Below are 22,040 nucleotides of genomic sequence, written 5' to 3' on the forward strand. Positions count from 1 at the left end.
GTGGAAGCGAAAACGAGAACTTTAAGCGACTGCGGCCTGCGTCTGTGGTGCACGCTGCAGGCCCGAGAGAATGGCGCGCATGGAGGCCGAGACGATGTTGGCGTCCATGCCCACGCCGTACACCGTGTGCCGCCCGTCGATGCGCATCTCGACATAGGCCACGGCCTTGGCGCCGGCGCCCTCGCCCACGGCGTGTTCGCTGTAGTCGAGCACGCGGACCTCGCGCTCGAGCGCGGCCGACATGGCCTGCACGAAGGCGTCGATGGGGCCCGTGCCCTCACCCTCGACCGCCATGCGCTCGCCCTGCCAGTGCAGGCTGGCACTCAGCGAAAAGCCCTCCTCCTGCTCCTGCATGCGGTAGGCGGGCGCCGCCACGGACTGCAGGCGGTATTCGCGCTCGAACAGGCCCCAGAGGTCATCGGCCGTGAGTTCCTTGCCGCTCGCGTCCATTTCGCGCTGCACGGTCTGGCTGAATTCGATCTGCAGGCGGCGCGGAAGTTGCAGGCCGTATTCGCTCTCGAGCAGATAGGCGATGCCGCCCTTGCCCGACTGGCTGTTGACGCGGATCACGGCCTCGTAGCTGCGGCCCAGGTCCTTGGGGTCTATCGGCAGGTAGGGCATGTCCCAGACATCGCCCTCGCGGCGCGCGGCAAAGGCCTTCCTGATCGCGTCCTGGTGCGAGCCCGAGAACGAGGTGTAGACCAGGTCGCCCACATAGGGGTGGCGCGGGTGCACGGGCAGCTGGTTGCAGTATTCGACCGTGCTGCGGATGGCGTCGATGTCGGAGAAATCGAGCCCCGGCGACACGCCCTGGGTGTACATGTTGAGCGCCACGTTGACCACGTCGAGGTTGCCGGTGCGCTCGCCATTGCCGAACAGACAGCCCTCGAGGCGGTCGGCGCCGGCCATGAGGGCCAGCTCGGCCGTGGCCGTACCGGTGCCGCGGTCGTTGTGCGGGTGCACGGACAGCACGATGCTGTCCCTGCGCTGCACATGGCGGTGCGTCCACTCCACCATGTCGGCAAAGACATTGGGCGTGGAATGCTCGACCGTGGTCGGCAGGTTGATGATGCATTTCTTCTGCGGCGTAGGCTGCCAGACGGCGGTCACGGCGTCGATCACGCGCGCGGAGAATGCAAGCTCGGTGTCCGAGTACATCTCGGGCGAATACTCGAAGGTCCAGTCCGTGGCCGGGTGGCGCGCGGCCATGTCCTTGAACATCTGCGCGTGCTCGGTCGCCAGGGCCACGATTTCGTCCTCGCTCATACCCAGCACCACGCGGCGCATCACCGGCGCCGTGGCGTTGTACAGGTGGACGATGGCGCGCGGCGCGCCCTCGAGCGCCTCGAAGGTGCGGCGGATCAGGGGCTCGCGCGCCTGGGTCAGCACCTGGATGGTTACGTCGTCGGGGATGCGGTCTTCCTCGATGAGTTTGCGCACAAAGTCGAACTCGACCTGAGAGGCCGATGGGAAGCCGACCTCGATCTCCTTGAAGCCGATTTTCACGAGCTGCTCGAACATGCGCATCTTGCGCGCGATGTCCATGGGCTCGATCAGGGCCTGATTGCCGTCGCGCAGATCCACGCTGCACCAGATGGGCGCCTTGGTGATCACCGCATCGGGCCAGCGGCGATCCGTGAGGCGCACGGGGGCAAAGGGGCGGTACTTGGCGGCGGGGTTCTGCAGCATCGGGGCACTCTCTTTCATGGAACAAGGATATGAATCCGGTCTGTGCTCCAGCGACCCCGAGGAAAACAAAAACGGCCCGTCGCTGGTGCTACGGGCCGTGGAAGTAGGTGTGTATGTGTAGGACTGTACGCGCGCTACCCTGCCTGCCCGTGGGACAAGTTCAGTAGTAGCGCTAGGGACAGGAACGACATGCGGGCAACTCTAGCACAAAAGTGAATTCTTCAGCCGCGCCTCGAGAAAACGGCGGAACTCCTGCGCCGCAGGCGTCGGCGCCCTGCCCCGGCGCGTGAAGATCCAGAAGCTGCGCTCCACCACCGGATCGCCCACGGGGCGCATGACCAGCCCGAACTGCTCGACCAGCGAGCGCGCATAGGGCATGCACAGCGTAATCCCCAGGCCCGCGCGCACCAGCGCCAGCGCCGTGGTCATGAAGGTCACCTGCATGAAGGCCTCCTTGTGCAGATTGCGTGCGGCCTCGCCCATGTCGGTCACGAGCAGCTCGGTGAACTGCCCCTGCAGCGTGATGAGGGACTGCCCGGACAGGTCGGGCCACTGCAGGTCGCCACGTGACGCCAGCGCATGGCCCGGCGGCATCACGGCCATGAAGGGCAGGCAGAACAGCTGCTCGGCGTCGATGTCGGAATTGGCATCGCGCTCCGGGCCCAGGCCCATGTCCACCTCGCCGGAGAACACGCGCGCCATCACGCTCTCGACGGCACAGTCGACCAGGCGCAGCTGCACGCCCGGGTGTTGCTCGCGGAACTCCGCCATGAGATCGGGCAGCAGCGTGCAGGCCAGCAGCTGCGGCACGGCCACACGCACGCTGCCGCGCTGCAGCGCCTTGAGGTTGCCGACCTCGCTGATCACGCCGCCCAGGTCGTTCAGGATTTTCTCGATCTGCGGATACAGCTCGCGCCCGGTGTCCGACAGGCGCAGGCGGCGCGTGCTGCGGTCGAACAGGCGCAGGCCGAGGATGGATTCGAGCTCCTTGATCAGCCCGCTCAGGGCCGACTGGGTGATGAAGAGGCGCTCGGCCGCCAGCGTGAAGCTGCCGGTGTCAGCCACGGCCACGAACGCGGACAGCTGACGCAGTGTCACATTCATAAGTTATTCCTATAAATGAATCACAAAAAACCGTTTGAATAATAAATCCAAACGATCTTTAATACAGCCCATACCACGAAACATCACAGGAGCAACCCATGAGTGAAAAAAAATTTGCCTCCCAGGCCGATCTTGAGGAAAAGAAGGTCAGCTGGGAAAAACTCAGCGACAACGCCTATGCCTACACCGCCGAGGGCGACCCCAACACCGGCGTCATCATTGGCGACGACGGCTGCATGATCATCGACGCCACGGCCACGCCCGTGGCCGCGCAGGGCGTGATCGCCAAGATCCGCGAGATCACCGACAAGCCCATCAAGTACGTGGTGCTGACCCACTACCACGCCGTGCGCGTGCTCGGCGCCTCGGGGTACAAGAACGAGGGGCTGGAGCAGATCATCGCCAGCCGCGACACCTACGACCTCATCGTCGAGCGCGGCCAGCAGGACATGGACTCCGAGATCGGACGCTTCCCGCGCCTGTTCCAGGCCGTCGAGAGCGTGCCCGGCCTGACCTGGCCGACCATGACCTTCGAGGGCGAGATGGTGCTGTGGCTCGGCAAGCTCGAGGTACGCATCAAGCAGGTCGGCCGCGGCCACACCAAGGGCGATGCCATCGTCTATATCCCGAGCCAGAACATCTGCTTCTCGGGCGACCTGGTCGAGGCCGACGCAGCCTGCTACACCGGCGACGCCTACCTGGCCGACTGGCCGCAGACGCTGGACAACCTGGCCGCCATGAACTTCGACAAGCTCGTGCCCGGCCGCGGCCCGGCGCTGATGACGCCCGCCGCAGTGCAAAAGGGCCTGGCCTACACCCGCGACTTCGTCTCCACCCTCTACCAGAGCGCGCAGCAAGCCGTGGCCCAGGGCATGGACCTGAACGCCTGCATGAAGCACACGCGCAAGGCCATGGATCCGAAGTTCGGCCAGGTCTTCATCTACGAGCACTGTCTGCCCTTTGACGTGACGCGGGCCCACGACGAGGCCAGTGGCATCCGCGATCCGCGCATCTGGACGGCCGAGCGCGACCAGCAGATGTGGCACGCACTTCAGCAGGGTTGAAGCCACAAAAACAATAGCTACCCACGCCTTACTGACAAGCGCCAGGGGCCATTTTTGGCATCACTACAGGATTCAAGAGACAAATGCTGAAGACCTACACCTACCCCAAGTTTGACTACGTGCGCCCGCCCGAACTGGCAGAGCAGCGCGACGGCCACTACCCCGTGGTGGTGGTCGGTGCGGGCCCCGTGGGCCTGACCATGGCTATCGACCTGGCGCAGCAGGGCCAGCGCGTGCTGCTGCTGGACAACGACGACACGGTGTCGATCGGCTCGCGCGGTGTCTGCTATGCCAAGCGCACGCTTGAGGTGCTTGACCGCCTGGGCTGTGGCACGCCCTGCGTGGACAAGGGCACGTCCTGGGACGTGGGCCGCACCTTCTTTGGCGAGGGCGAGGTCTTCCACTTCAACCTGCGCCCCCAGGAAGGCCACCAGCGCCCCGGCATGGTGAACCTGCAGCAGTACTACCTGGAGGACTACCTGGTCCAGCGCGCCCGCGCGCTGCCCAACCTGGAGATACGCTTCAAGAACAACGTCATCGCCGTGGAGCAGGACGCCGAGAAGGCCACGCTGCGCGTGGAGACGCCCGACGGCGCCTACACCCTGACGACCGACTGGCTCGTGGTGGCCGACGGCGCGCGCTCGCCCATCCGCCGCATGCTGGGCCTCGATATCGAGGGCAAGATCTTCATGGACCGCTTCCTGATCGCCGACGTGGTCATGAAGGCCGATTACCCGGCCGAGCGCTGGTTCTGGTTCGACCCACCGTTTCACCGCAACCAGTCGGTGCTGCTGCACAAGCAGGCGGACAACGTCTGGCGCATCGACTTCCAGCTCGGCTGGGACGCCGACCCCGAGGTCGAGAAGAGGCCCGAGAACGTCATCCCGCGCATCAAGGCCATGCTGGGCGACGAGCGCGAGTTCGAGCTCGAGTGGGTCAGCGTCTACACCTTCCAGTGCCGACGCATGGGACGCTTCAACCACAACCGCGTGCTCTTCGTGGGCGACGCCGCGCACCAGGTCTCGCCCTTTGGCGCACGCGGCGCCAACAGCGGCATCCAGGACGCGGACAATCTGGCCTGGAAGCTCAAGCTCGTGCTCGACGGCAAGGCGCCCGCATCGCTCCTGGACAGCTACAGCGCCGAGCGCTGCTATGCCGCCGACGAGAACATCATGAACTCGACGCGCTCGACCGACTTCATCACGCCCAAGAGCAAGACCAGCAAGGCCTTCCGCAACGCGGTGCTCGAGCTCGCGCAGGACTACCCGTTTGCGCGCGCCCTGGTCAACTCGGGCCGCCTGTCGGTGCCCACCTGGCTCGTCGAATCACCACTGAACACGCCCGATGCCGATGCCTTTGCCGGCAACATGATTCCCGGCGCCCCCATGGACGACGCTCCCGTGCAGGGCGGCCGCGGCAGCTGGCTGCTCGCCGGCATGGACTCGCAGTTCCAGCTGCTGTACTACGTGGAGGACGCGGGCAGCCTGGACGCCGCCACCGTCCAGTCCCTGGCCGCGCTGGCCGATGCCCCGATACCCGTGCTTGCGACCGTGGTCGCCGCCCGTGGCCAGGCCCCCGCGCCACTGCCCACGCTGATCGACGCGCAAGAAGCGATCCGCAGCCGCTACGACATGCAGCACGGCACCTGCTACCTGCTGCGCCCCGACCAGCATGTGGCCGCGCGCTGGCGCCAGCTGGACGCCGCCCAGGTACGCGCCGCCGTGGCCCGTGCCACGGGCAACGCCTGAGACCAACAAGGAGACAACACCATGCCCCTGATCACCGAACCCCACCTCAAGGAACCCGGCAAGCGCTACTTCCAGGCCTACTCGCCCGGCGACGACTTCTACGAGGCCCTGATCGACACCCACCAGGGATTGAGCGACGAGCAAAGCCTGGCCGTGAACGCACGCCTGGTGCTGCTGCTGGCCAACCATATCGGCGACATCACCGTGCTGCGCGAGGCCATGGCCATTGCGCGCAAACCCTTCAACGACTGACCCACAACCATCCAAGGAGACAACCATGGCCTTTCTGAACGGCGTCCACCATGTCGCCTACCGCTGCAAGAACGCAAAGCAAACCGTGGAGTGGTACCAGAAATACCTGGACGCCAACTTCATCCTGGCGATTGCGGAGAACGAGGTGCCCTCCACCAAGGAGCCCGACCCGTACATGCACATCTTCATCGACATCGGCGGCGGCAACATCCTGGCCTTCTTCGAGCTGCCGACCAAGCCCGAGATGATCGCGCCCTCGGATGCCAATACGCCCTCGTGGACGCAGCATCTGGCGCTCAAGGTCGATTCGATCGACACCATGATGAAAGTGAAGGCCAAGATGGAGGCCGACGGCATCCAGGTCATTGGCCCCACCAATCACACCATCTTCCAGTCAATCTACTTCCGCGACCCCTCGGGCCACCGTCTGGAACTGGCCGTCAACACGGCCACGCCGCAGATGGACAAGGCGCTCGACGACGTGAAGTGGGACATGCTCAATGAATGGGACCGCACCAAGAAGGCGCCCGAGCATGCACGCTGGATGCACGACGGCTCGGGCCGCGTAGGCCCGCACTGAAGCCCGCCGTGGGCTGAGGCAGCCCACCGCTTTCCCAACCTGCCCAAGCACAGGCGCCCAGGCGCCCTGTGCCGGGCGTTGCTGCGCCCAATGCAGCAGAACAGACACACCAAGGGTGCGGCAAGCACCCGCCCCAGGAGACACCCCATGCCCCGCACGCAGCACGCGTCAGCCGTAGACATAGGCCACACACTCGACCATGGCCCCTTCAGCAGCCTGCAGAAGTGGGTGGTGCTGATGGCCGCGCTGTCCATCATCCTCGACGGCTTCGATGGCCAGCTCATCGGTTTTGCCATTCCCGTGATCATCAAGGAATGGGGCATAGAGCGCAGCGCCTTCGCCCCGGCCGTGGCCTCGGGCCTGATCGGCATGGCGCTGGGCAGCGCGTTCGCTGGCTACATGGCCGACCGCATCGGACGCCGGCTCGTCATCGCCGCCAGCGTGGCGCTGTTCGGCGCCACCACCATCGCCATCGGCTTTGCACCCAACATCCTCGCCATCACCATGCTGCGCTTCATTGCCGGTCTGGGCATTGGCGGCGCCCTTCCCAGCGCCTCCACGCTGACGGCGGAGTTCACCCCACTGCGCTACCGCACCATCGCCGTCACCGCCACCATCGTGAGCTATCCGCTGGGCGGCATGCTGGCCGGCCTGTTTGCCAGTACCGTGCTGCCCAGCCTGGGCTGGCGCGCCATGTTCTGGATTGGCGGTGCCCTGCCCCTGGCCTACAGCCTGGTATTGCTGGCCCGCCTACCCGAGTCGCCGCGCCTGATGGCACGCCACAGCGCCCAATGGCCGCAGTTGCGCGCGCTGCTCACCCGCATGCAGCGCCCCACGGCGGCCGATGCCGGCTTCGTCGATGCCGCGGAGCAGCTGGTGGGCCAGCAGCAGCGCGCAGGCTTCGGCGCGCTGTTCAAGGACGGTCTGGCGCGCGACACCCTGGCCATCTGGATGGGCTTCTTCATGGTCATGCTGGCGTCCTACAGCGCCTTCAGCTGGCTGCCCTCCATGCTCACGGCAGAAGGCCTGCCGGTGTCCATGGCCAGCTCCGGACTGACGGCCTACAACCTGGGCGGCGTGCTCGGCGCCCTGGGCTGCGCCTGGGCCATGGCGCGCTTCGGCTCGCGCTGGCCGCTGATGCTGGCCTGCGCCGGTGCGGCTGCAAGCGCTCTGCTGCTCAAGGGCGTGGACTTTCACAGAGACGCAAGTCTGCTGATGCTGGGCCTGGGCGTGCACGGCATGTTCGTCAACGGCGTGCAGGCCCCCATGTATGCGCTCTGTGCCCATGTCTACGCCACGCAGATTCGCGCCACGGGCACGGCCGCGGGCCTGGCCTTCGGCCGCCTCGGGGCCATCCTGAGCTCGTTTGCCGGCGCTGCCATCATCACCTCCAACGGCGCCTCCGGCTACCTGTCGCTGCTGGGCTATGCCATGGTGGCTGCCCTGGTCGCGCTGGCGCTGGTGCAGCGCCACATCCACCGTCCGCGCACGCCGGACAATACCCGCACCGCGTCGCAGTCGGCATGAGCCGATCGCCCCACACGTCACACACCATAAGCAAAGGAGTCACACCATGAAACTCGCAACCCTGCAGCAAGGCGGCCGCGACGGCACGCTGGTCGTCGTCAGCCGGGACCTCAAGCGCTGCCGCGCCGTTCCCGCCATTGCGCGCACCATGCTGGCCGCGCTCGATGACTGGGCCACCGTGGAGCCGCAGCTGCGCCAGGTCTACGAGGCCCTCAACAGCGGCGCCATCGAGGGCGAGGCCTTCGACCAAGCCGCCTGCCACAGCCCGCTGCCGCGCACCTGGCAATGGGCCGACGGCTCGGCCTACATCAACCATGTGGAGCTGGTGCGCCGCGCGCGCAATGCAGAGGTGCCCGAGAGCTTCTACACCGACCCGCTGATGTACCAAGGCGGCAGCGACGGATTCATCCCGCCGCGCGGGGAGGTGGTGGCCCAGGAGGCCTGGGGCATCGACTTCGAGGCCGAGGTCACCGTGGTCACGGGTGACGTGCCCCAGGGCGCCACGCCCGAGCAGGCGGCCAAGGCCATCCGTCTGGTGATGCTGGTCAACGACGTGAGCCTGCGCAACCTGATCCCTGCCGAGCTCGCCAAGGGCTTTGGCTTCTTCCAGAGCAAGCCCGCGAGCGCCTTCAGCCCCGTGGCCGTCACGCCCGACGAGCTGGGCGCCGCCTGGCAGGACGCCAAGGTGCACCTGCCGCTCGTCGTGCACCTCAACGATCAGCTCTTCGGCAAGCCCAACGCGGGCGTGGACATGACCTTCGACTTCGGCCGGCTCGTCGCCCATGTGGCCAAGACGCGCACGCTGTGCGCGGGCTCCATCGTCGGCTCGGGCACGGTGTCGAACAAGCAGGGCAATCTGTGGGGCTCGTCGATCGCCAACGGCGGCGTGGGCTACTGCTGCCTGGCCGAGGTGCGCACCTACGAAACCATAGAGCAGGGCAAGCCCATCACGCCCTTCATGAAGCATGGCGACAAGGTGCGCATCGAGATGTTCGATGCCGAGGGCCAGAGCATCTTCGGCGCCATAGAGAACCAGGTGAACACCGCCAAGGCCGCCTGAGGCGCACCATGCTCAAGCTCTATTCGTACTTTCGCAGCTCGGCCGCCTACCGCGTGCGCATTGCGCTGGCCCTCAAGGGGCTGGCGTATGACACCATCCCTGTGCACCTGCTGAAGGACGGTGGCCAGCAGCACACGAACGCCTTTCGCAGCGCCAACCCGCAGGGGCTGGTGCCGGCGCTGCAGCTCTCTGCCGAGGGCCCGGTGCTGGCGCAGTCGCTGGCCATCATCGAGTACCTCGACGAAACCCAGGGCGGCCCCGCCCTGCTGCCCAAGGATGCCCTGGGCCGCGCGCGCGTGCGCGCCCTGGCGCAGATGGTGGCCTGCGAGATCCATCCCCTGAACAATCTGCGCGTGCTCAAGTACCTCAAGCGCAACCTAGGCATATCCGACGCCCAAAAGGACGCCTGGTACGCCCACTGGGTGGCACTGGGCCTGCAGGCCGTGGAGGACACGCTGACGCGCGGCAACGAGACGGGGCGCTTCTGCCATGGCGAAAGCCCCGGCCTGGCCGACTGCTGCCTCGTGCCTCAAGTATTCAACGCCAGGCGCTTCAACTGCGCGCTGGATGCCTACCCCACGATCAACCGCATCGTCGAGGCCTGCGAGCAGCTGCCGGCCTTCCAGCAGGCCGCGCCCGACATGCAGCCCGACGCGGAATGAGGGTTCAGTGGTGCAGCCCCTGCTCGTCCGGCTCGTCGGTCGAGGTGCTGATCACGCTGGTCTGCTGGCCCTTGGCCTTGCGCCAGGCATAGAGCACATAGCCCGACAGACCGTAGAGCACAAAAATGCCGAACAGCACCGTGGGCGGGTGGATGTTGACCACGGCAATGCCCAGCGCAATCAGCACGATGACGGCAAAGGGCACGCTCTTCTTCATGTGCAGGTCCTTGAAGCTGTAGAACGGCACATTGGTGACCATGGTCAGCCCCGCGTAGAGCGTGAAGCCGAACATCACCCAGGTGATGTGCTGCCAGGACAGGCCCAGCACCGGCTGGCCCGGATGCACGCCGGCGTCGGTGAGCAGCCAGATGAAGCCCATGACCAGCGCCGCGGCCGCGGGCGACGGCAGGCCCTGGAAGTAGCGCTTGTCCACCACGCCCGTGTTCACGTTGAAGCGAGCCAGACGCAGCGCCGCACAGGCGCAGTAGACGAAGGCCGCAATCCAGCCCCAGCGTCCCAGGCCCTGCAGCGCCCAGATGTAGGCAATGAGCGCGGGCGCGGCGCCAAACGACACCATGTCGGACAGCGAATCCATCTGCTCGCCAAAGGCGCTCTGCGTGTTCGTCATGCGCGCCACGCGGCCGTCCAGGCTGTCGAGCACCATGGCGCAGAACACGCCGATGGAGGCGAGCTCGAAGCGCCCGTTCATGGCCATGACGATGGCATAGAACCCGCCGAACAGGGCCGCCAGCGTGAACAGGTTGGGCAACACATAAATGCCCTTGCGGCGCTTGTGGACCAGCACCTCGGCGACTTCGGCGGCTTCGTTGCCATCATGCATTCAATCGACCTCCAGCGCTTTGTACACAAGTACAAGCAGCTACATAACTCATAGTAAAAACACACCCTGCAGGGTGCGCGGGAGGGGGCAGTGTAGCCCCGACCCGCAGCACGCAAAAAAGGCCACCGAGGTGGCCTTGGCAGTTGCATCGGCGCGGGCCAGAGCCGCGCCGCGCACGCATCAGTTGCGCGTCTGGTCCACCAGCTTGTTCTTGGCGATCCAGGGCATCATGGCGCGCAGCTGGCCACCGACCTGCTCGATGGAGTGGGCGGCCAGGTTGCGGCGGCGGGCCGTCATCGACGGATAGTTCAGGCGGCCTTCCTGGATGAACATCTTGGCGTAGTCACCGTTCTGGATGCGCTTCAGGGCATTGCGCATGGCCTTGCGCGACTCTTCGTTGATGACCTCGGGGCCGGTCACGTACTCGCCGAACTCGGCATTGTTCGAGATCGAGTAGTTCATGTTGGCAATGCCGCCTTCGTAGATCAGGTCCACGATGAGCTTGAGCTCGTGCAGGCACTCGAAGTAGGCCATCTCGGGGGCGTAGCCGGCCTCGACCAGGGTCTCATAGCCCATCTTGATCAGCTCGACGGCGCCGCCGCACAGCACGGCCTGCTCGCCGAACAGGTCGGTCTCGGTCTCTTCCTTGAAGCTGGTCTCGATGATGCCGGCCTTGCCGCCGCCGTTGGCCATGGCGTAGGACAGGGCCAGGTCACGGGCGCGGCCACTCTTGTCCTGGTGCACTGCGACCAGGTGGGGTACGCCGCCGCCCTGGGTGTAGGTGTTGCGCACGGTGTGGCCGGGGGCCTTGGGCGCGACCATCCACACGTCCAGATCGGCGCGCGGCACGACCTGGTTGTAGTGCACGTTGAAGCCATGGGCGAAGGCGAGCGACGCGCCCTGCTTGATGTTCGGCTCGACGTTGTTGTTGTAGACCTCGGCGATCTGCTCGTCGGGCAGCAGGATCATGACCACATCGGCCGCCTTCACGGCGTCATTGACCTCCATCACGGTCAGGCCAGCCTTCTCGACCTTGGGCCAGGAGGCGCCGCCCTTGCGCAGGCCGACCACGACCTTCACGCCGCTGTCGTTCAGGTTCTGGGCGTGTGCATGACCCTGGCTGCCGTAGCCGATGATGGCCACGGTCTTGCCCTTGATCAGGCTCAGGTCACAGTCTTTGTCGTAGAAAACTTTCATGTTGGCTCCGGTTGAAATCTGGTTCGAAAAAATGGGGAAAACGGTGGATTGTCCTACACGCGCAGGATGCGTTCGCCGCGGCCAATGCCGCTCGCGCCGGTGCGCACGGTCTCCAGGATGGCCGTGCGGTCTATGGCCTGCAGGAAGGCGTCGTTCTTGGACTGGTCGCCCGTGAGCTCCACGGTGTAGCTCTTGTCGGTCACGTCGATGATGCGGCCGCGGAAGATGTCGGCCATGCGCTTCATCTCCTCGCGCTCCTTGCCCACAGCGCGCACCTTGACCATCATGAGCTCGCGCTCGGTGTAGGCGCCCTCGGTCAGGTCCACCACCTTCACGACCTCGATGAGGCGATTGAGGTGCTTGGTGATCTGCTCGATGACATCGTCCGAGCCCGTGGTCTGTATCGTCATGCGCGAGAGCGACGGGTCTTCCGTCGGCGCCACGGTCAGCGACTCGATGTTGTAGCCACGCGCCGAAAACAGCGCCACCACGCGCGACAGGGCGCCGGCCTCGTTCTCGATCAGAACGGCAATGATGTGTTTCATGATGTGCGATTCCTCTTTTCGTCGCCCTCCCCAGGTGCCGGTAAGCACCTGGCTCGGCGAACAATAGATTCGTCAAAGAAATGCTATTCAAAGAATAGCTGCTCGCGCTTGACTGGCAAGCGCTGGATGCCGATTTGCCTTAGAGATCTTCAGATCCCAGCAGCATCTCGGTAATGCCCTTGCCGGCCTGCACCATGGGGAAGACGTTCTCGGTCGGGTCGGTGCGGAAGTCCAGGAACACGGTGCGGTCCTTGAGCTTGCGCGCCTCGCGCAGCGCGGGCTCCACGTCCTGCGGGCGCTCGATGAGCATGCCCACATGGCCATAGGCCTCGGCCAGCTTCACGAAGTTGGGCAGCGCGTCCATGTAGCTGTGGCTGTAGCGGCCCGAGTACTCGATCTCCTGCCACTGGCGCACCATGCCCAGGTAGCGGTTGTTCAGCGACAGGATCTTGATCGGCGTGTTGTACTGCAGGCAGGTGGACAGCTCCTGGATGTTCATCTGCACCGAGCCCTCGCCCGTCACGCAGAACACCTCGGACTCGGGCTTGGCGAGCTTGATGCCCATGGCGTAGGGAATGCCCACGCCCATGGTGCCCAGACCGCCCGAGTTGATCCAGCGGCGCGGCTCGTCGAACTTGTAGAACTGCGCGGCCCACATCTGGTGCTGGCCCACGTCGGAGGTGATGTAGGCGTCGGCGTCCTTCGTCATGTTCCACAGCGTCTCGATGACGTACTGCGGCTTGATGACCTCGGTGTTGCCCCGGTCGTACTTGAGGCAGTCGCGGCCGCGCCAGGCCTCGATCTGGTTCCACCACGCGGCCAGCGCGCCGGCGTCGGCACGCTGGGTGGTTTCGCGGATCATGGAGATCAGCTCGGACAGCACCTCCTTGACATCGCCCACGATGGGAATGTCCACCTTCACACGCTTGGAGATGCTTGACGGGTCGATGTCGATGTGGATGATCTTGCGGTCGTTCTGCGCGAAATGCTTGGGGTTGCCGATCACGCGATCGTCAAAGCGCGCCCCCACGGCCAGCAGCACATCGCAGTTCTGCATGGCGTTGTTGGCCTCGATCGTGCCGTGCATGCCAAGCATGCCCAGGAAGCGCTGGTCGGTCGCCGGGAAGCCCCCCAGGCCCATCAGCGTGTTCGTGACCGGGTAGCCCAGCAGGTCGACCAGGGTGCGCAGTTCGGCCGTGGCATTGCCCAGCAGCACGCCGCCGCCGGTATAGATATAGGGGCGCTTGGCCGTGAGCAGCAGCTGCAGCGCCTTGCGGATCTGGCCCGCATGGCCCTTTCTGACGGGGTTGTAGGAGCGCATCTCCACGCTCTGCGGATAGCCGTGAAAGCTCGTCTTCTTGAACGACACATCCTTGGGGATGTCCACCACCACGGGGCCGGGGCGGCCGGTGCGCGCGATGTGGAAGGCCTTCTTCAGCGTCATGGCCAGGTCGCGCACATCCTTGACCAGGAAGTTGTGCTTGACGATGGGGCGCGTGATGCCCACGGTGTCGCATTCCTGGAAGGCGTCGAGCCCGATGGCGGGCGTGGGCACCTGGCCGGAGATGATGACCATGGGGATGGAATCCATGTAGGCCGTGGCAATGCCCGTCACGGCGTTCGTCAGGCCCGGGCCCGAGGTGACCAGCGCCACCCCCACCTCGCCCGTGGCGCGGGCGTAGCCGTCGGCCGCATGCACGGCCGCCTGTTCGTGGCGCACCAGCACATGCTGAATGGTTCCTGCTTGTAGAGCGCGTCGTAGATGTAGAGGACGGCGCCGCCGGGATAGCCCCACATGTACTGCACGTTCTCGGCCTGCAGGGCCTTGACGAGGATTTCGGCACCCATGAGTTCCTGGGAGCCGGAGGCGTGGGAGTGGTTGCCGCGAGCGGCCTGTGCTGCCGAGTGGAGTTCGGCCTTGGAGATTTCCATGATCAACCTTTGCGAATTTCTCTGACGAAAAACCTTGGGTGCCCCTCGTGCGCGCTCTTGTGAAGCCGACTTGGAACTTAAGGCCTCGGCCATGGGCGAGATGAGTGTGACGCCGAACCGGGACCCGTTTGCCTTTTTGAACTGCAGCCGCGATTATTGCACTGCACACACAGTCTTGCGCATGGCAACGATAAAAATACCACCCCAATGCCATAATCCGCCCTTCGCGACGGGGCTCACGCCCGCTGCACCGCATCAACCGGCCTGTCTCCGGCCTATCGTCTTTTGGCAACCGAACAAGAGCTTTCCGACTTCCTCAAGAGCGTGGACAAACGCGCGTTCAAGCGCACGCTTTACCACGTCCGCAACGAGGAAGCGGCCCTGGACATCGTCCAGGACAGCATGCTCAAGCTGGCCGAGCACTATGGAGACAAGCCCGTGGGCGAGCTGCCCATGCTGTTTCAGCGCATTCTCACGAACTGCACGCTGGACTGGTTCCGCCGGCAGAAGACTCGCAACGCGCTGTTTTCCAGCATGAGCGACTTCGAGGGCCCGGGCGAGGACGGGGCGGATTTCGATCTGCTGGAAGTCCACGCGGGCAAGCCCGAAGGCGACGCGGCGCAGAGTGCCGAGGATGCCCTGCGGCAGACACAGGTTTTACAAGCGATTGAGACCGAGATACAACTGTTGCCCGCGCGTCAACGCGAAGCGTTTCTGATGCGTTACTGGGAGGAAATGGACGTCGCGGAAACGGCAGCCGCCATGGGCTGCTCGGAGGGCAGCGTCAAGACCCACTGCTTTCGCGCCGTCCAGACGCTCAGCAAGGCCCTCAAGGCCAAAGGAATCGTGCCATGAATCGCACCACCGAACCGACCCTGCAGGCCGCCGAGGCGGCGGACGCCTATGCGCGCCGCGTGGCTGCGCATCTGACGCACGGCAACGCCGACCTGCCCTACGACATCACGGAGCGCCTGCGCGCCGCGCGCATGCAGGCCCTGGCCAGGCGCAAGCGCCCCATGGTGGAGACGGTGCGCCATGCCGAGGCCGCGACACAGATTCAGGCCAGCGGCCACAGCGCAAGCCTGAGCGGCTGGGGTGGCGAGGGCGGCAATTGGTGGCGTGCGCTGATCTCGGCCATTCCCGTGGCGGCCATGGTCATCGGCGTGTTCGTCGTCAACACCGAGCAGGATGCCACCATCACGCATGAGATCGCGGAAGTCGACGCGGCCCTGCTGACGGGCGACCTCCCTCCGGCCGCCTACACCGATCCAGGTTTTGCGCAGTTCCTCAAGACCTCGAGCCAAACTCCCTGACCATCCCCATTCGGCGTAGCCGCGCCTGCATGCACGCATCCCGTACCCGCAACATCACGCGCACAGTGCCAGCATTCGTGCTGGCTTTTGTGTTGCTGGGCCTGCTCGCCGCCGGCGGCTGGTGGATGGCGGTCTATACCCGGGTGGCGCCGAGCACGCCCGTACCGGTGCAGGCGCTCGGTGGTGGCCGGCTCAAGGCGCACGGTGGCGCGCGCCCCGTCGTGCAGCCCGAGGTGGGACCGCCCTGGTCCTCCCTCACCACCCGGCAAAAGGAGGCCCTGTACCCGCTGGCCAACCGCTGGGCGCTGCTCAGCGAGGTGCAAAAGCGCAACTGGCTCAATCTCGCTGCGGGCTTTCACGCCCTCTCGCCCGATGAGCAGGCCAAGATGCTCGAGCGCATCACCGACTGGGCCAGCCTCAGTGCCCAGCAGCGCAGCCAGGCGCGGCTCAACTACGCCGCGGCCGCCAGGCTGCCCGCCGATACGCGGCGCGCGCAATGGGAGGCCTACCAGGCGCTGAGCGAGGAAGAAAAGGCCCGCCTCGCGGCCAAGGCCGCGCCCAGGCCCAAGGGCGCGGCCACCGCGGTGCGCCCGGTTCCGCCCAAGAAGCTGGCCCGCGTACCCGCGGCTGCGAGCGCCCCACCCGCAGCGCCCAACCCGCCCAAGATCGTGCCACCGGCCGATATCCAGCCACCCGCGCCCGCGCTGCCGCCGGCGCCGGTCAAGGTGGAAACGGCGCCGATCGTTGTGCCCTCGGCCGTGTCCACGCCCCTGCCGCCACTGGAGCCGGCGGCGGCGCCCGCCGAAGCCCCGGCCGAGCCCCGGCGCGACAATCCGCCGCTGTACACACCCGGATAAGATTCGGTCGTTCCATCCATCCACCCCTACAGTGCCCTCGAGGCCGAGGCCTGCCGCGTTTCTCATTGCATGTCCCGCTCCACCTCTTCAGGCGCCCCCCACTCCGGCAGCACCGTCGCCGGCGCAGCCAATGGCATGGCGCCGCCACTGCTGCGCCGCATGGCCTGCTGGCTCTATGAGGGCATGCTGCTGTTTGGCGTGGTGTTCATCGCCGGCTACCTCTTCAGCACGCTGACGCAGACGCGCCATGCGCTGGACAACCGCCATGCGCTGCAGGGCTTTCTGTTCGTCGTCTTCAGCATCTACTTCGTCTGGTTCTGGTCGCGCGGCTACACGCTGGCGATGAAGACCTGGCATATCAGGGTCGTCGACGCCCAGGGCCGCCCCCTGAGCCAGACGCGCGCATTGCTGCGCTATGTGCTGTGCTGGCTGTGGTTTCTGCCGCCCCTGGCTGCCTATGCGGCGGGTGTGCCCGTGCTCACCACCCTGCTGCTGCAGGTGCTGTGGGTGCTGCTCTGGGCGGCGGCCAGCCGGCTCCATCCGCAGCGCCAGTTCTGGCACGATGCGCTCGCCGGCACGCGCCTGGTGCATCTCGAGCTGCCGACGCCACGCAAGAAGAACTGACGACCTGCCCGACAGGCCGCGAAGGCTCCCATGTCTGATGCACAACACCCCCACAAGCAGCGCACCGGCCTGAACCGCCTGTGGCACGCCACGGCCTATTCGCTCGCCGGGCTGCGCGCGGGCTGGGGTGAGAAGGCCTTTCGCCTGGAGGCCATGCTCGGCGCCCCATTGCTGGTGCTGGCGCTCTGGCTCGGGCGCAGCTGGGTGGAGGTGGCCATGCTCGCGGGCAGCGTGATGCTGGTGCTGATCACCGAGCTGCTCAACTCAGGCATAGAGGCGGCGATCGACCGCATCGGCCCCGAGCTGCACGACCTGTCCAAACGCGCCAAAGACATGGGCAGCGCGGCCGTGCTGCTGAGTCTGCTGCTGTGCGGCGCCGTCTGGGCCGCCGCGCTCTACCAAAGGTTTTCTCATGGCTGACCCCGCCTTCTCCATCTGCGTCTACCTGGGCTCACGCCCCGGGGACAACCCCTTGTTCACCGAAGCCGCCGTGGCCGTGGGCCGCTGGATAGGCGCGCATGGCGGGCAACTCGTCTATGGCGGCGGGCGCAGCGGCCTCATGGGCACCGTGGCCGAGGCCACGCGCACGGCCGGCGGACGCGTGGTCGGCGTCATCCCCCAGGCGCTTGTCGACAAGGAACTGGCCAACCACCTGTGCGACGAGCTGCACATCGTCACGAGCATGCACGAGCGCAAGGCCATGATGGCCGAGCGCAGCGATGCCTTTCTGGCACTGCCGGGCGGGATCGGCACGCTGGAGGAGCTGTTCGAGGTCTGGACCTGGCGCCAGCTCGGCTACCACGACAAGCCCATAGGCGTGCTCGACACCGATGGCTATTACCAAGGCCTGATGGGCTTCATGGAGCACGCCGTGAAGAACGGCCTGATGGGCGAATGGCAGATGGGTCTGATACGCACGGGCACCGAGCCCGGCGCGCTGCTCGCCGCACTGGTGCAGGATGCCGGCCTGAACGCCAGCACCGGCGCCCTGCGCGATGTGATCTAGAAAATCCGGTCGGCCTTCACACCGCCGCGTCGTCGAGGTCGCCCGTGCGTATGCGCACCACACGCGCCACGGGGCTCACGAAGATCTTGCCGTCGCCGATCTTGCCGGTGCGCGCCGCGGCCACGATGGCGTCCACGCAGCGGTCCACGTCGTCATCGCGCACCACGACCTCGATCTTCACCTTGGGCAGAAAGTCCACCACGTATTCGGCGCCGCGGTAGAGCTCGGTATGGCCCTTCTGACGGCCAAAGCCCTTGACCTCGGTCACCGTCAGGCCCGTCACGCCGCATTCGGCCAGTGCCTCGCGCACCTCCTCGAGTTTGAAGGGCTTGATGACGGCGGTGATCATTTGCATGGTGGGAACTCCTGGAATAGTGGAAACAGGGGGCGGGTCAGGTTCAGGCCCTGAACCTGTTGGTCATGGGGTAGCGCCAGTCCTTGCCGAAGCTGCGGCGCGTGACGCGCACGCCCACGGGGGCCTGGCGGCGCTTGTATTCGTTCACCTGGATGAGGCGGGTGACGCGCTCCACGTCGGCGCGGGCAAAGCCGGCGCGCACGATGTCCTCGAGCGGCTCGTCGTTCTCCATGTAGCGCTCGACGATGGCGTCCAGCACCTCGTAGGGCGGCAGGCTGTCCTGGTCCTTCTGGTCGGGACGCAGCTCGGCGCTCGGCGGGCGCGTGATGATGCGCTCGGGGATGGGATTGGCACCCGTACCATAGGGGTCGTTGGCGTTGCGCCAGCGCGCCAGCGCGAACACGCGCGTCTTGAGTACGTCCTTGATCACGGCAAAGCCGCCCGCCATATCGCCGTAGAGCGTGCAGTAGCCCGTGGCCATCTCGCTCTTGTTGCCCGTGGTCAGCACCACGCTGCCGAACTTGTTGGAGAGCGCCATGAGCAGCGTGCCACGGATGCGCGCCTGCAGGTTCTCCTCGGTCGTGTCCTCCGCCCGGCCGGCAAAGAGCGGTGCGAGCGCCGTCTTGAAGGCCTCGAACTGAGGCGCGATGGCGATCTCGTCGTGGCGCACCTTGAGGCGCTCGGCCATGTCGCGCGCGTCTATCCAGCTGATGTCGGCCGTATAGGGCGAGGGCATCATCACCGTGCGCACGCGGCCCGCGCCCAGCGCGTCCACGGCAATCGCCAGCACCAGGGCCGAGTCGATGCCGCCCGACAGTCCGAGCAGCGCGCCGGGAAAGCCGTTCTTGCCCACATAGTCGCGCACGCCCAGCACCAGGGCGGACCAGAGCTCTGCCTCCCAGCCCTCGGCGGGCGCCACGTCCGCTTCCATAGTGATAGCTGCTTGCGCTTGCTGCACCTGGGCAAACAGCATTTTTTCCTCAAAACCCGGGGCACGTGCGGCCACGCTGCCATCGGCGTTCAGCGCAAACGATCGGCCCTCGAACACCACCTCGTCCTGCCCACCCACGAGGTGGGCGTAGACCAGCGGCAGGCCGGTCTCACGCACGCGCTCGCGCATGACCTGCTCGCGCTCGGCGCCCTTGCCCAGGTGGTAGGGCGAGGCGTTGATGGTCAGCAGCATCTGCGCGCCCGCCTCGCGCGCGCGGCGTGCGGGCTCGGGGTACCAGGCATCCTCACAGATCAACAGCCCCATGCGCACGCCGTCCACCTCGAACACGCAGCTGCCCTCGCCCGGCACGAAGTAGCGGCGCTCGTCAAACACCCCGTAGTTGGGCAGGTACTGCTTGGCGTAGGTCTGCTCTATGCGCCCCGCGCGCAGCACACTGGCGGCGTTGTGGCACAGGCTGTGATCGACCTCGGCCACCGCCTCGCGCATGCGCTGCGGGTGGCCCACCACCAGCGCCAGCCCGGGCAGCGCGGCCGTGGCCGCGGCAATCTCGGCCAGGGCCTGCTCGCAGGCCGTCAAGAATGCGGGGCGCAGGTACAAATCCTCGGCCGCGTAGCCGCACAGCGCCAGCTCCGGCGTGAGCAAGAGCCGGGCACCGCCGGCATGGGCCTGCTGTGCGGCCTGAATGATCTTGCGGGCATTGCCCGGCACGTCGCCCACCACAAAGTTGAGCTGGGCGATGCTGATGACGAAGGACATAGGGCGAGGAGAAAAGAACGCGGTCGATTATGCCCGCAGGCCCCAGGCCACGCGGGGCCACGGTTTTGGCGCCATCATCGCCCTTTGCACGATGAACACCACGAGCTTGTCCACCCCGCCCACCGACTACGAACTGCGCCTGCACGGGCAGGCCTCCCAGGTCGACGCCGCCGCCTGGGACGCGCTGCTGGCGCTGCAGCCCCGGCCCACGCCCTTCATGCGCCATGCCTATCTGGCGGCGCTGGAGGCCAGTGGCAGCGCCACGGCGCGCACCGGCTGGGCGCCGCGCTTTTTCACACTCTGGCGCGCAGGCACGCTGCACGCGGCCTGCGCGCTCTACGTGAAGTCGCATTCCTGGGGCGAATATGTCTTCGACTGGACCTGGGCCGAGGCGCACGAACGCCACGGCCTGCCCTACTACCCCAAGGCCGTGGTCGCCGTACCCTTCACGCCCGTGCCCGGCACGCGCCTGCTGGCGCGCAGCGATGAGGCGCGCACCGCGCTCATGCGCGCGCTCCTGGCCTGGGCGGGCGAGTCGAGACTCTCGTCCCTGCACCTGCTGTTTGCGGCCGAGGGAGACTTGGCCGCAGCTCGCGCGGCTGGCCTGATGGTGCGCGCGCAGGTGCAGTTCCACTGGCACAACCAGCGGCCCGGGGGCACGCAGCCGTTTGCCGACTTTGACGACTTTCTGGCCACGCTGAACCAGGACAAGCGAAAGAAGATCCGCCAGGAGCGCCGCCGCGTACGCGAGGCCGGTGTCGGCTTTCGCGTGCTGCGCGGTCGAGAGATAGCCGCCGCCGACTGGGATTTCTTCTACCGCTGCTACGAGCGCACTTACCTCGAACATGGCAACCCGCCCTATCTGACGCGCGACTTCTTCGCGTGCATGCAGGAGCACATGCCCGAGGCCTGGGTGCTGTTCGTGGCCGAGCGTGCGGGCCGCGCAATAGCTAGCAGTTTGATAGCTGTCAGCGCTTTACAGACAAGCGCAAACGGCCAGAATGAATCAGAAAACATTGCCTATGGCCGCTACTGGGGCGCGCTCGAGCGCGTGGACTGCCTGCACTTCGAGGCCTGCTACTACCAGCCCATTGCCTGGTGCATCGCCCACGGCGTGCGGCGCTTCGAGGGCGGCGCCCAGGGCGAGCACAAGATGGCGCGCGCCCTGATGCCCGTGCCCACCCAGAGCGCGCACTGGCTGGCCCACCCGGCGTTCGCCGACGCCGTGGACCGCTATCTGGCGCGCGAGGGCCAGGGCATGGCGCAATACCTCGCCGATCTGCAGCGGCGCAACCCGTTCCGCCAGGCCGGCTGACGCACCGGCTCGCAGCCTCTCAGGCAGTCGCGGTGGCCTGCTGCAACAGGCCCATTTCGGCGCTGCTCAGCAGCGACTCGATATCCATGACGATGAGCATGCGCTTGTCCACCGTGGCGATGCCGCGCACGAAGGAGGCATCCACCTGGCCCTGGAAATGCGGCGCGGGCTTGATGGCCTCGGCCGGAAGCGCCACCACGTCGGCCACCGCGTCGACCACTGCGCCCAGCACCGTGCCCGCCACGTTGAGAATGATGACGACGGTGAAATCCGTGTACTCGGCCTGGGCGCAGCCAAGCTTGAGCCGCAGGTCGATGATGGGCACGATGACACCGCGCAGGTCGATCACGCCCTTGATGAACTCCGGCGCATGGGCCATGCGCGTGGGCTGCTCGTAGGAGCGGATCTCCTGCACACGCAGGATGTCGATGCCGTATTCCTCCTCGCCCAGGCGAAAGGTCAGGAACTCCGCCGCTGCACCGGCAGCGGTGGAATGGGCGGGGCGCTGGGCGGCGAGAGCAGACGACATGGGGGACTCCGGAACGTTCATGGCAGATTCCGTAGCATAACAGTTCGCAAGTTACCAATATTCACAATCATTCCTCTTGGCTCCGTTACCTCATTGGCGCCCTAGGGCACGGCACGGCGACTCACGCAGGCA

Annotated in this window: 22 protein-coding genes and 1 pseudogene; 14 read left to right on the forward strand and 9 right to left on the reverse strand. The window is 66.2% G+C overall.

Annotated elements, in window-relative coordinates:
• Positions 1–21: 21 nt before the first annotated feature.
• Entirely contained in the window at positions 22–1,689 is a 1,668-nt protein-coding gene (gene leuA, locus ABUE11_RS11465) for a 2-isopropylmalate synthase (RefSeq protein ID WP_367065444.1), read from the reverse strand.
• 201 nt (positions 1,690–1,890) lie between these two features.
• A complete protein-coding gene (locus ABUE11_RS11470; RefSeq protein WP_367065445.1) occupies positions 1,891–2,793 on the reverse strand; it encodes a LysR family transcriptional regulator in 903 nt (300 codons plus the stop codon).
• 98 nt (positions 2,794–2,891) lie between these two features.
• Between ABUE11_RS11470 and ABUE11_RS11475 the strand changes: the two genes are divergently transcribed.
• From ABUE11_RS11475 to maiA, 7 genes are all read left to right on the forward strand, one after another.
• Entirely contained in the window at positions 2,892–3,857 is a 966-nt protein-coding gene (locus ABUE11_RS11475) for an MBL fold metallo-hydrolase (RefSeq protein WP_367065446.1), read from the forward strand.
• A gap of 83 nt (positions 3,858–3,940) precedes the next feature.
• Positions 3,941–5,605 carry an FAD-dependent oxidoreductase gene (locus tag ABUE11_RS11480; RefSeq protein ID WP_367065447.1) on the forward strand — a complete coding sequence of 555 codons (1,665 nt, stop codon included), beginning with the start codon at positions 3,941–3,943 and terminating at the stop codon, positions 5,603–5,605.
• 21 nt (positions 5,606–5,626) lie between these two features.
• Positions 5,627–5,857, forward strand: a complete 231-nt coding sequence (locus ABUE11_RS11485) for a DUF2783 domain-containing protein (RefSeq protein ID WP_367065448.1) — start codon at positions 5,627–5,629, stop codon at positions 5,855–5,857.
• A gap of 25 nt (positions 5,858–5,882) precedes the next feature.
• Positions 5,883–6,437 (forward strand): VOC family protein, encoded by a 555-nt coding sequence (locus ABUE11_RS11490; RefSeq protein ID WP_367065449.1) that lies wholly within the window; start codon positions 5,883–5,885, stop codon positions 6,435–6,437.
• A gap of 147 nt (positions 6,438–6,584) precedes the next feature.
• Positions 6,585–7,964, forward strand: coding sequence for an MFS transporter (locus ABUE11_RS11495; RefSeq protein WP_367065450.1), 1,380 nt, complete (start codon positions 6,585–6,587; stop codon positions 7,962–7,964).
• A gap of 46 nt (positions 7,965–8,010) precedes the next feature.
• A complete protein-coding gene (locus tag ABUE11_RS11500) occupies positions 8,011–9,024 on the forward strand; it encodes a fumarylacetoacetate hydrolase family protein (RefSeq protein ID WP_367065451.1) in 1,014 nt (337 codons plus the stop codon).
• Between the two features lie 8 nt (positions 9,025–9,032).
• Positions 9,033–9,686 (forward strand): maleylacetoacetate isomerase, encoded by a 654-nt coding sequence (gene maiA / locus ABUE11_RS11505; RefSeq protein ID WP_367065452.1) that lies wholly within the window; start codon positions 9,033–9,035, stop codon positions 9,684–9,686.
• 4 nt (positions 9,687–9,690) lie between these two features.
• On the opposite strand, the gene pssA is transcribed toward maiA, so the two are convergent.
• The 4 genes and pseudogenes from pssA to ABUE11_RS11525 all read right to left on the reverse strand — a co-directional run bounded on the left by pssA (position 9,691) and on the right by ABUE11_RS11525 (position 14,201).
• Entirely contained in the window at positions 9,691–10,527 is an 837-nt protein-coding gene (pssA, locus tag ABUE11_RS11510; protein ID WP_367065454.1) for a CDP-diacylglycerol--serine O-phosphatidyltransferase, read from the reverse strand.
• Positions 10,528–10,707: 180 nt separating this feature from the next.
• Complete coding sequence (ilvC, locus tag ABUE11_RS11515; protein ID WP_367065456.1) at positions 10,708–11,724, reverse strand: ketol-acid reductoisomerase; 1,017 nt, start codon at positions 11,722–11,724, stop codon at positions 10,708–10,710.
• Between the two features lie 53 nt (positions 11,725–11,777).
• Complete coding sequence (gene ilvN, locus ABUE11_RS11520) at positions 11,778–12,269, reverse strand: acetolactate synthase small subunit (RefSeq protein WP_013518619.1); 492 nt, start codon at positions 12,267–12,269, stop codon at positions 11,778–11,780.
• Between the two features lie 139 nt (positions 12,270–12,408).
• Positions 12,409–14,201, reverse strand: a pseudogene (locus tag ABUE11_RS11525) (acetolactate synthase 3 catalytic subunit).
• Positions 14,202–14,486: 285 nt separating this feature from the next.
• Between ABUE11_RS11525 and ABUE11_RS11530 the strand changes: the two are divergent.
• The 6 genes from ABUE11_RS11530 to ABUE11_RS11555 all read left to right on the forward strand — a co-directional run bounded on the left by ABUE11_RS11530 (position 14,487) and on the right by ABUE11_RS11555 (position 18,001).
• Complete coding sequence (locus tag ABUE11_RS11530) at positions 14,487–15,056, forward strand: RNA polymerase sigma factor (protein WP_367065458.1); 570 nt, start codon at positions 14,487–14,489, stop codon at positions 15,054–15,056.
• Positions 15,053–15,514, forward strand: a complete 462-nt coding sequence (locus ABUE11_RS11535; protein WP_367065459.1) for a DUF3619 family protein — start codon at positions 15,053–15,055, stop codon at positions 15,512–15,514. The genes ABUE11_RS11530 and ABUE11_RS11535 overlap by 4 nt, the downstream gene beginning before the upstream one ends.
• A gap of 29 nt (positions 15,515–15,543) precedes the next feature.
• The gene (locus tag ABUE11_RS11540; RefSeq protein WP_367065460.1) at positions 15,544–16,371 is read left to right on the forward strand and encodes a DUF3106 domain-containing protein; all 828 of its coding nucleotides are present in this window, start codon (positions 15,544–15,546) and stop codon (positions 16,369–16,371) included.
• 135 nt (positions 16,372–16,506) lie between these two features.
• The gene (locus ABUE11_RS11545; protein ID WP_367068812.1) at positions 16,507–16,995 is read left to right on the forward strand and encodes an RDD family protein; all 489 of its coding nucleotides are present in this window, start codon (positions 16,507–16,509) and stop codon (positions 16,993–16,995) included.
• 30 nt (positions 16,996–17,025) lie between these two features.
• A complete protein-coding gene (locus tag ABUE11_RS11550; RefSeq protein WP_367065462.1) occupies positions 17,026–17,415 on the forward strand; it encodes a diacylglycerol kinase in 390 nt (129 codons plus the stop codon).
• Positions 17,408–18,001: a TIGR00730 family Rossman fold protein gene (locus ABUE11_RS11555; RefSeq protein ID WP_367065463.1), complete on the forward strand. Its 594-nt coding sequence runs from the start codon at positions 17,408–17,410 to the stop codon at positions 17,999–18,001. The genes ABUE11_RS11550 and ABUE11_RS11555 overlap by 8 nt, the downstream gene beginning before the upstream one ends.
• A 16-nt stretch (positions 18,002–18,017) precedes the next feature.
• Here the strand turns inward: ABUE11_RS11555 and ABUE11_RS11560 are convergent, their stop codons facing one another.
• Complete coding sequence (locus tag ABUE11_RS11560; RefSeq protein ID WP_367065464.1) at positions 18,018–18,356, reverse strand: P-II family nitrogen regulator; 339 nt, start codon at positions 18,354–18,356, stop codon at positions 18,018–18,020.
• Positions 18,357–18,399: 43 nt separating this feature from the next.
• Entirely contained in the window at positions 18,400–20,064 is a 1,665-nt protein-coding gene (locus ABUE11_RS11565; protein ID WP_367065465.1) for an NAD+ synthase, read from the reverse strand.
• A 91-nt stretch (positions 20,065–20,155) separates the two neighbouring features.
• Between ABUE11_RS11565 and ABUE11_RS11570 the strand changes: the two genes are divergently transcribed.
• On the forward strand, positions 20,156–21,379 hold the full coding sequence (locus ABUE11_RS11570) for a GNAT family N-acetyltransferase (RefSeq protein WP_367065466.1): 1,224 nt from the start codon (positions 20,156–20,158) through the stop codon (positions 21,377–21,379).
• Between the two features lie 19 nt (positions 21,380–21,398).
• On the opposite strand, the gene ABUE11_RS11575 is transcribed toward ABUE11_RS11570, so the two are convergent.
• Positions 21,399–21,908, reverse strand: coding sequence for a chemotaxis protein CheW (locus ABUE11_RS11575; RefSeq protein ID WP_367065467.1), 510 nt, complete (start codon positions 21,906–21,908; stop codon positions 21,399–21,401).
• Between the last annotated feature and the right edge of the window lie 132 nt (positions 21,909–22,040).

The organism is Oryzisolibacter sp. LB2S (assembly GCF_040732315.1).
Lineage (GTDB): Bacteria > Pseudomonadota > Gammaproteobacteria > Burkholderiales > Burkholderiaceae_C > Alicycliphilus > Alicycliphilus soli.

Coding starts and splice junctions, on each gene's coding strand:
- leuA (WP_367065444.1), bottom strand. CDS start 1,689: ATGCTGCAGAACCCCGCCGCCAAGTACCGCCCCTTTGCCCCCGTGCGC.
- ABUE11_RS11470 (WP_367065445.1), bottom strand. CDS start 2,793: ATGAATGTGACACTGCGTCAGCTGTCCGCGTTCGTGGCCGTGGCTGAC.
- ABUE11_RS11475 (WP_367065446.1), top strand. CDS start 2,892: ATGAGTGAAAAAAAATTTGCCTCCCAGGCCGATCTTGAGGAAAAGAAG.
- ABUE11_RS11480 (WP_367065447.1), top strand. CDS start 3,941: ATGCTGAAGACCTACACCTACCCCAAGTTTGACTACGTGCGCCCGCCC.
- ABUE11_RS11485 (WP_367065448.1), top strand. CDS start 5,627: ATGCCCCTGATCACCGAACCCCACCTCAAGGAACCCGGCAAGCGCTAC.
- ABUE11_RS11490 (WP_367065449.1), top strand. CDS start 5,883: ATGGCCTTTCTGAACGGCGTCCACCATGTCGCCTACCGCTGCAAGAAC.
- ABUE11_RS11495 (WP_367065450.1), top strand. CDS start 6,585: ATGCCCCGCACGCAGCACGCGTCAGCCGTAGACATAGGCCACACACTC.
- ABUE11_RS11500 (WP_367065451.1), top strand. CDS start 8,011: ATGAAACTCGCAACCCTGCAGCAAGGCGGCCGCGACGGCACGCTGGTC.
- maiA (WP_367065452.1), top strand. CDS start 9,033: ATGCTCAAGCTCTATTCGTACTTTCGCAGCTCGGCCGCCTACCGCGTG.
- pssA (WP_367065454.1), bottom strand. CDS start 10,527: ATGCATGATGGCAACGAAGCCGCCGAAGTCGCCGAGGTGCTGGTCCAC.
- ilvC (WP_367065456.1), bottom strand. CDS start 11,724: ATGAAAGTTTTCTACGACAAAGACTGTGACCTGAGCCTGATCAAGGGC.
- ilvN (WP_013518619.1), bottom strand. CDS start 12,269: ATGAAACACATCATTGCCGTTCTGATCGAGAACGAGGCCGGCGCCCTG.
- ABUE11_RS11535 (WP_367065459.1), top strand. CDS start 15,053: ATGAATCGCACCACCGAACCGACCCTGCAGGCCGCCGAGGCGGCGGAC.
- ABUE11_RS11540 (WP_367065460.1), top strand. CDS start 15,544: ATGCACGCATCCCGTACCCGCAACATCACGCGCACAGTGCCAGCATTC.
- ABUE11_RS11545 (WP_367068812.1), top strand. CDS start 16,507: ATGGCGCCGCCACTGCTGCGCCGCATGGCCTGCTGGCTCTATGAGGGC.
- ABUE11_RS11550 (WP_367065462.1), top strand. CDS start 17,026: ATGTCTGATGCACAACACCCCCACAAGCAGCGCACCGGCCTGAACCGC.
- ABUE11_RS11555 (WP_367065463.1), top strand. CDS start 17,408: ATGGCTGACCCCGCCTTCTCCATCTGCGTCTACCTGGGCTCACGCCCC.
- ABUE11_RS11560 (WP_367065464.1), bottom strand. CDS start 18,356: ATGCAAATGATCACCGCCGTCATCAAGCCCTTCAAACTCGAGGAGGTG.
- ABUE11_RS11565 (WP_367065465.1), bottom strand. CDS start 20,064: ATGTCCTTCGTCATCAGCATCGCCCAGCTCAACTTTGTGGTGGGCGAC.
- ABUE11_RS11570 (WP_367065466.1), top strand. CDS start 20,156: ATGAACACCACGAGCTTGTCCACCCCGCCCACCGACTACGAACTGCGC.
- ABUE11_RS11575 (WP_367065467.1), bottom strand. CDS start 21,908: ATGTCGTCTGCTCTCGCCGCCCAGCGCCCCGCCCATTCCACCGCTGCC.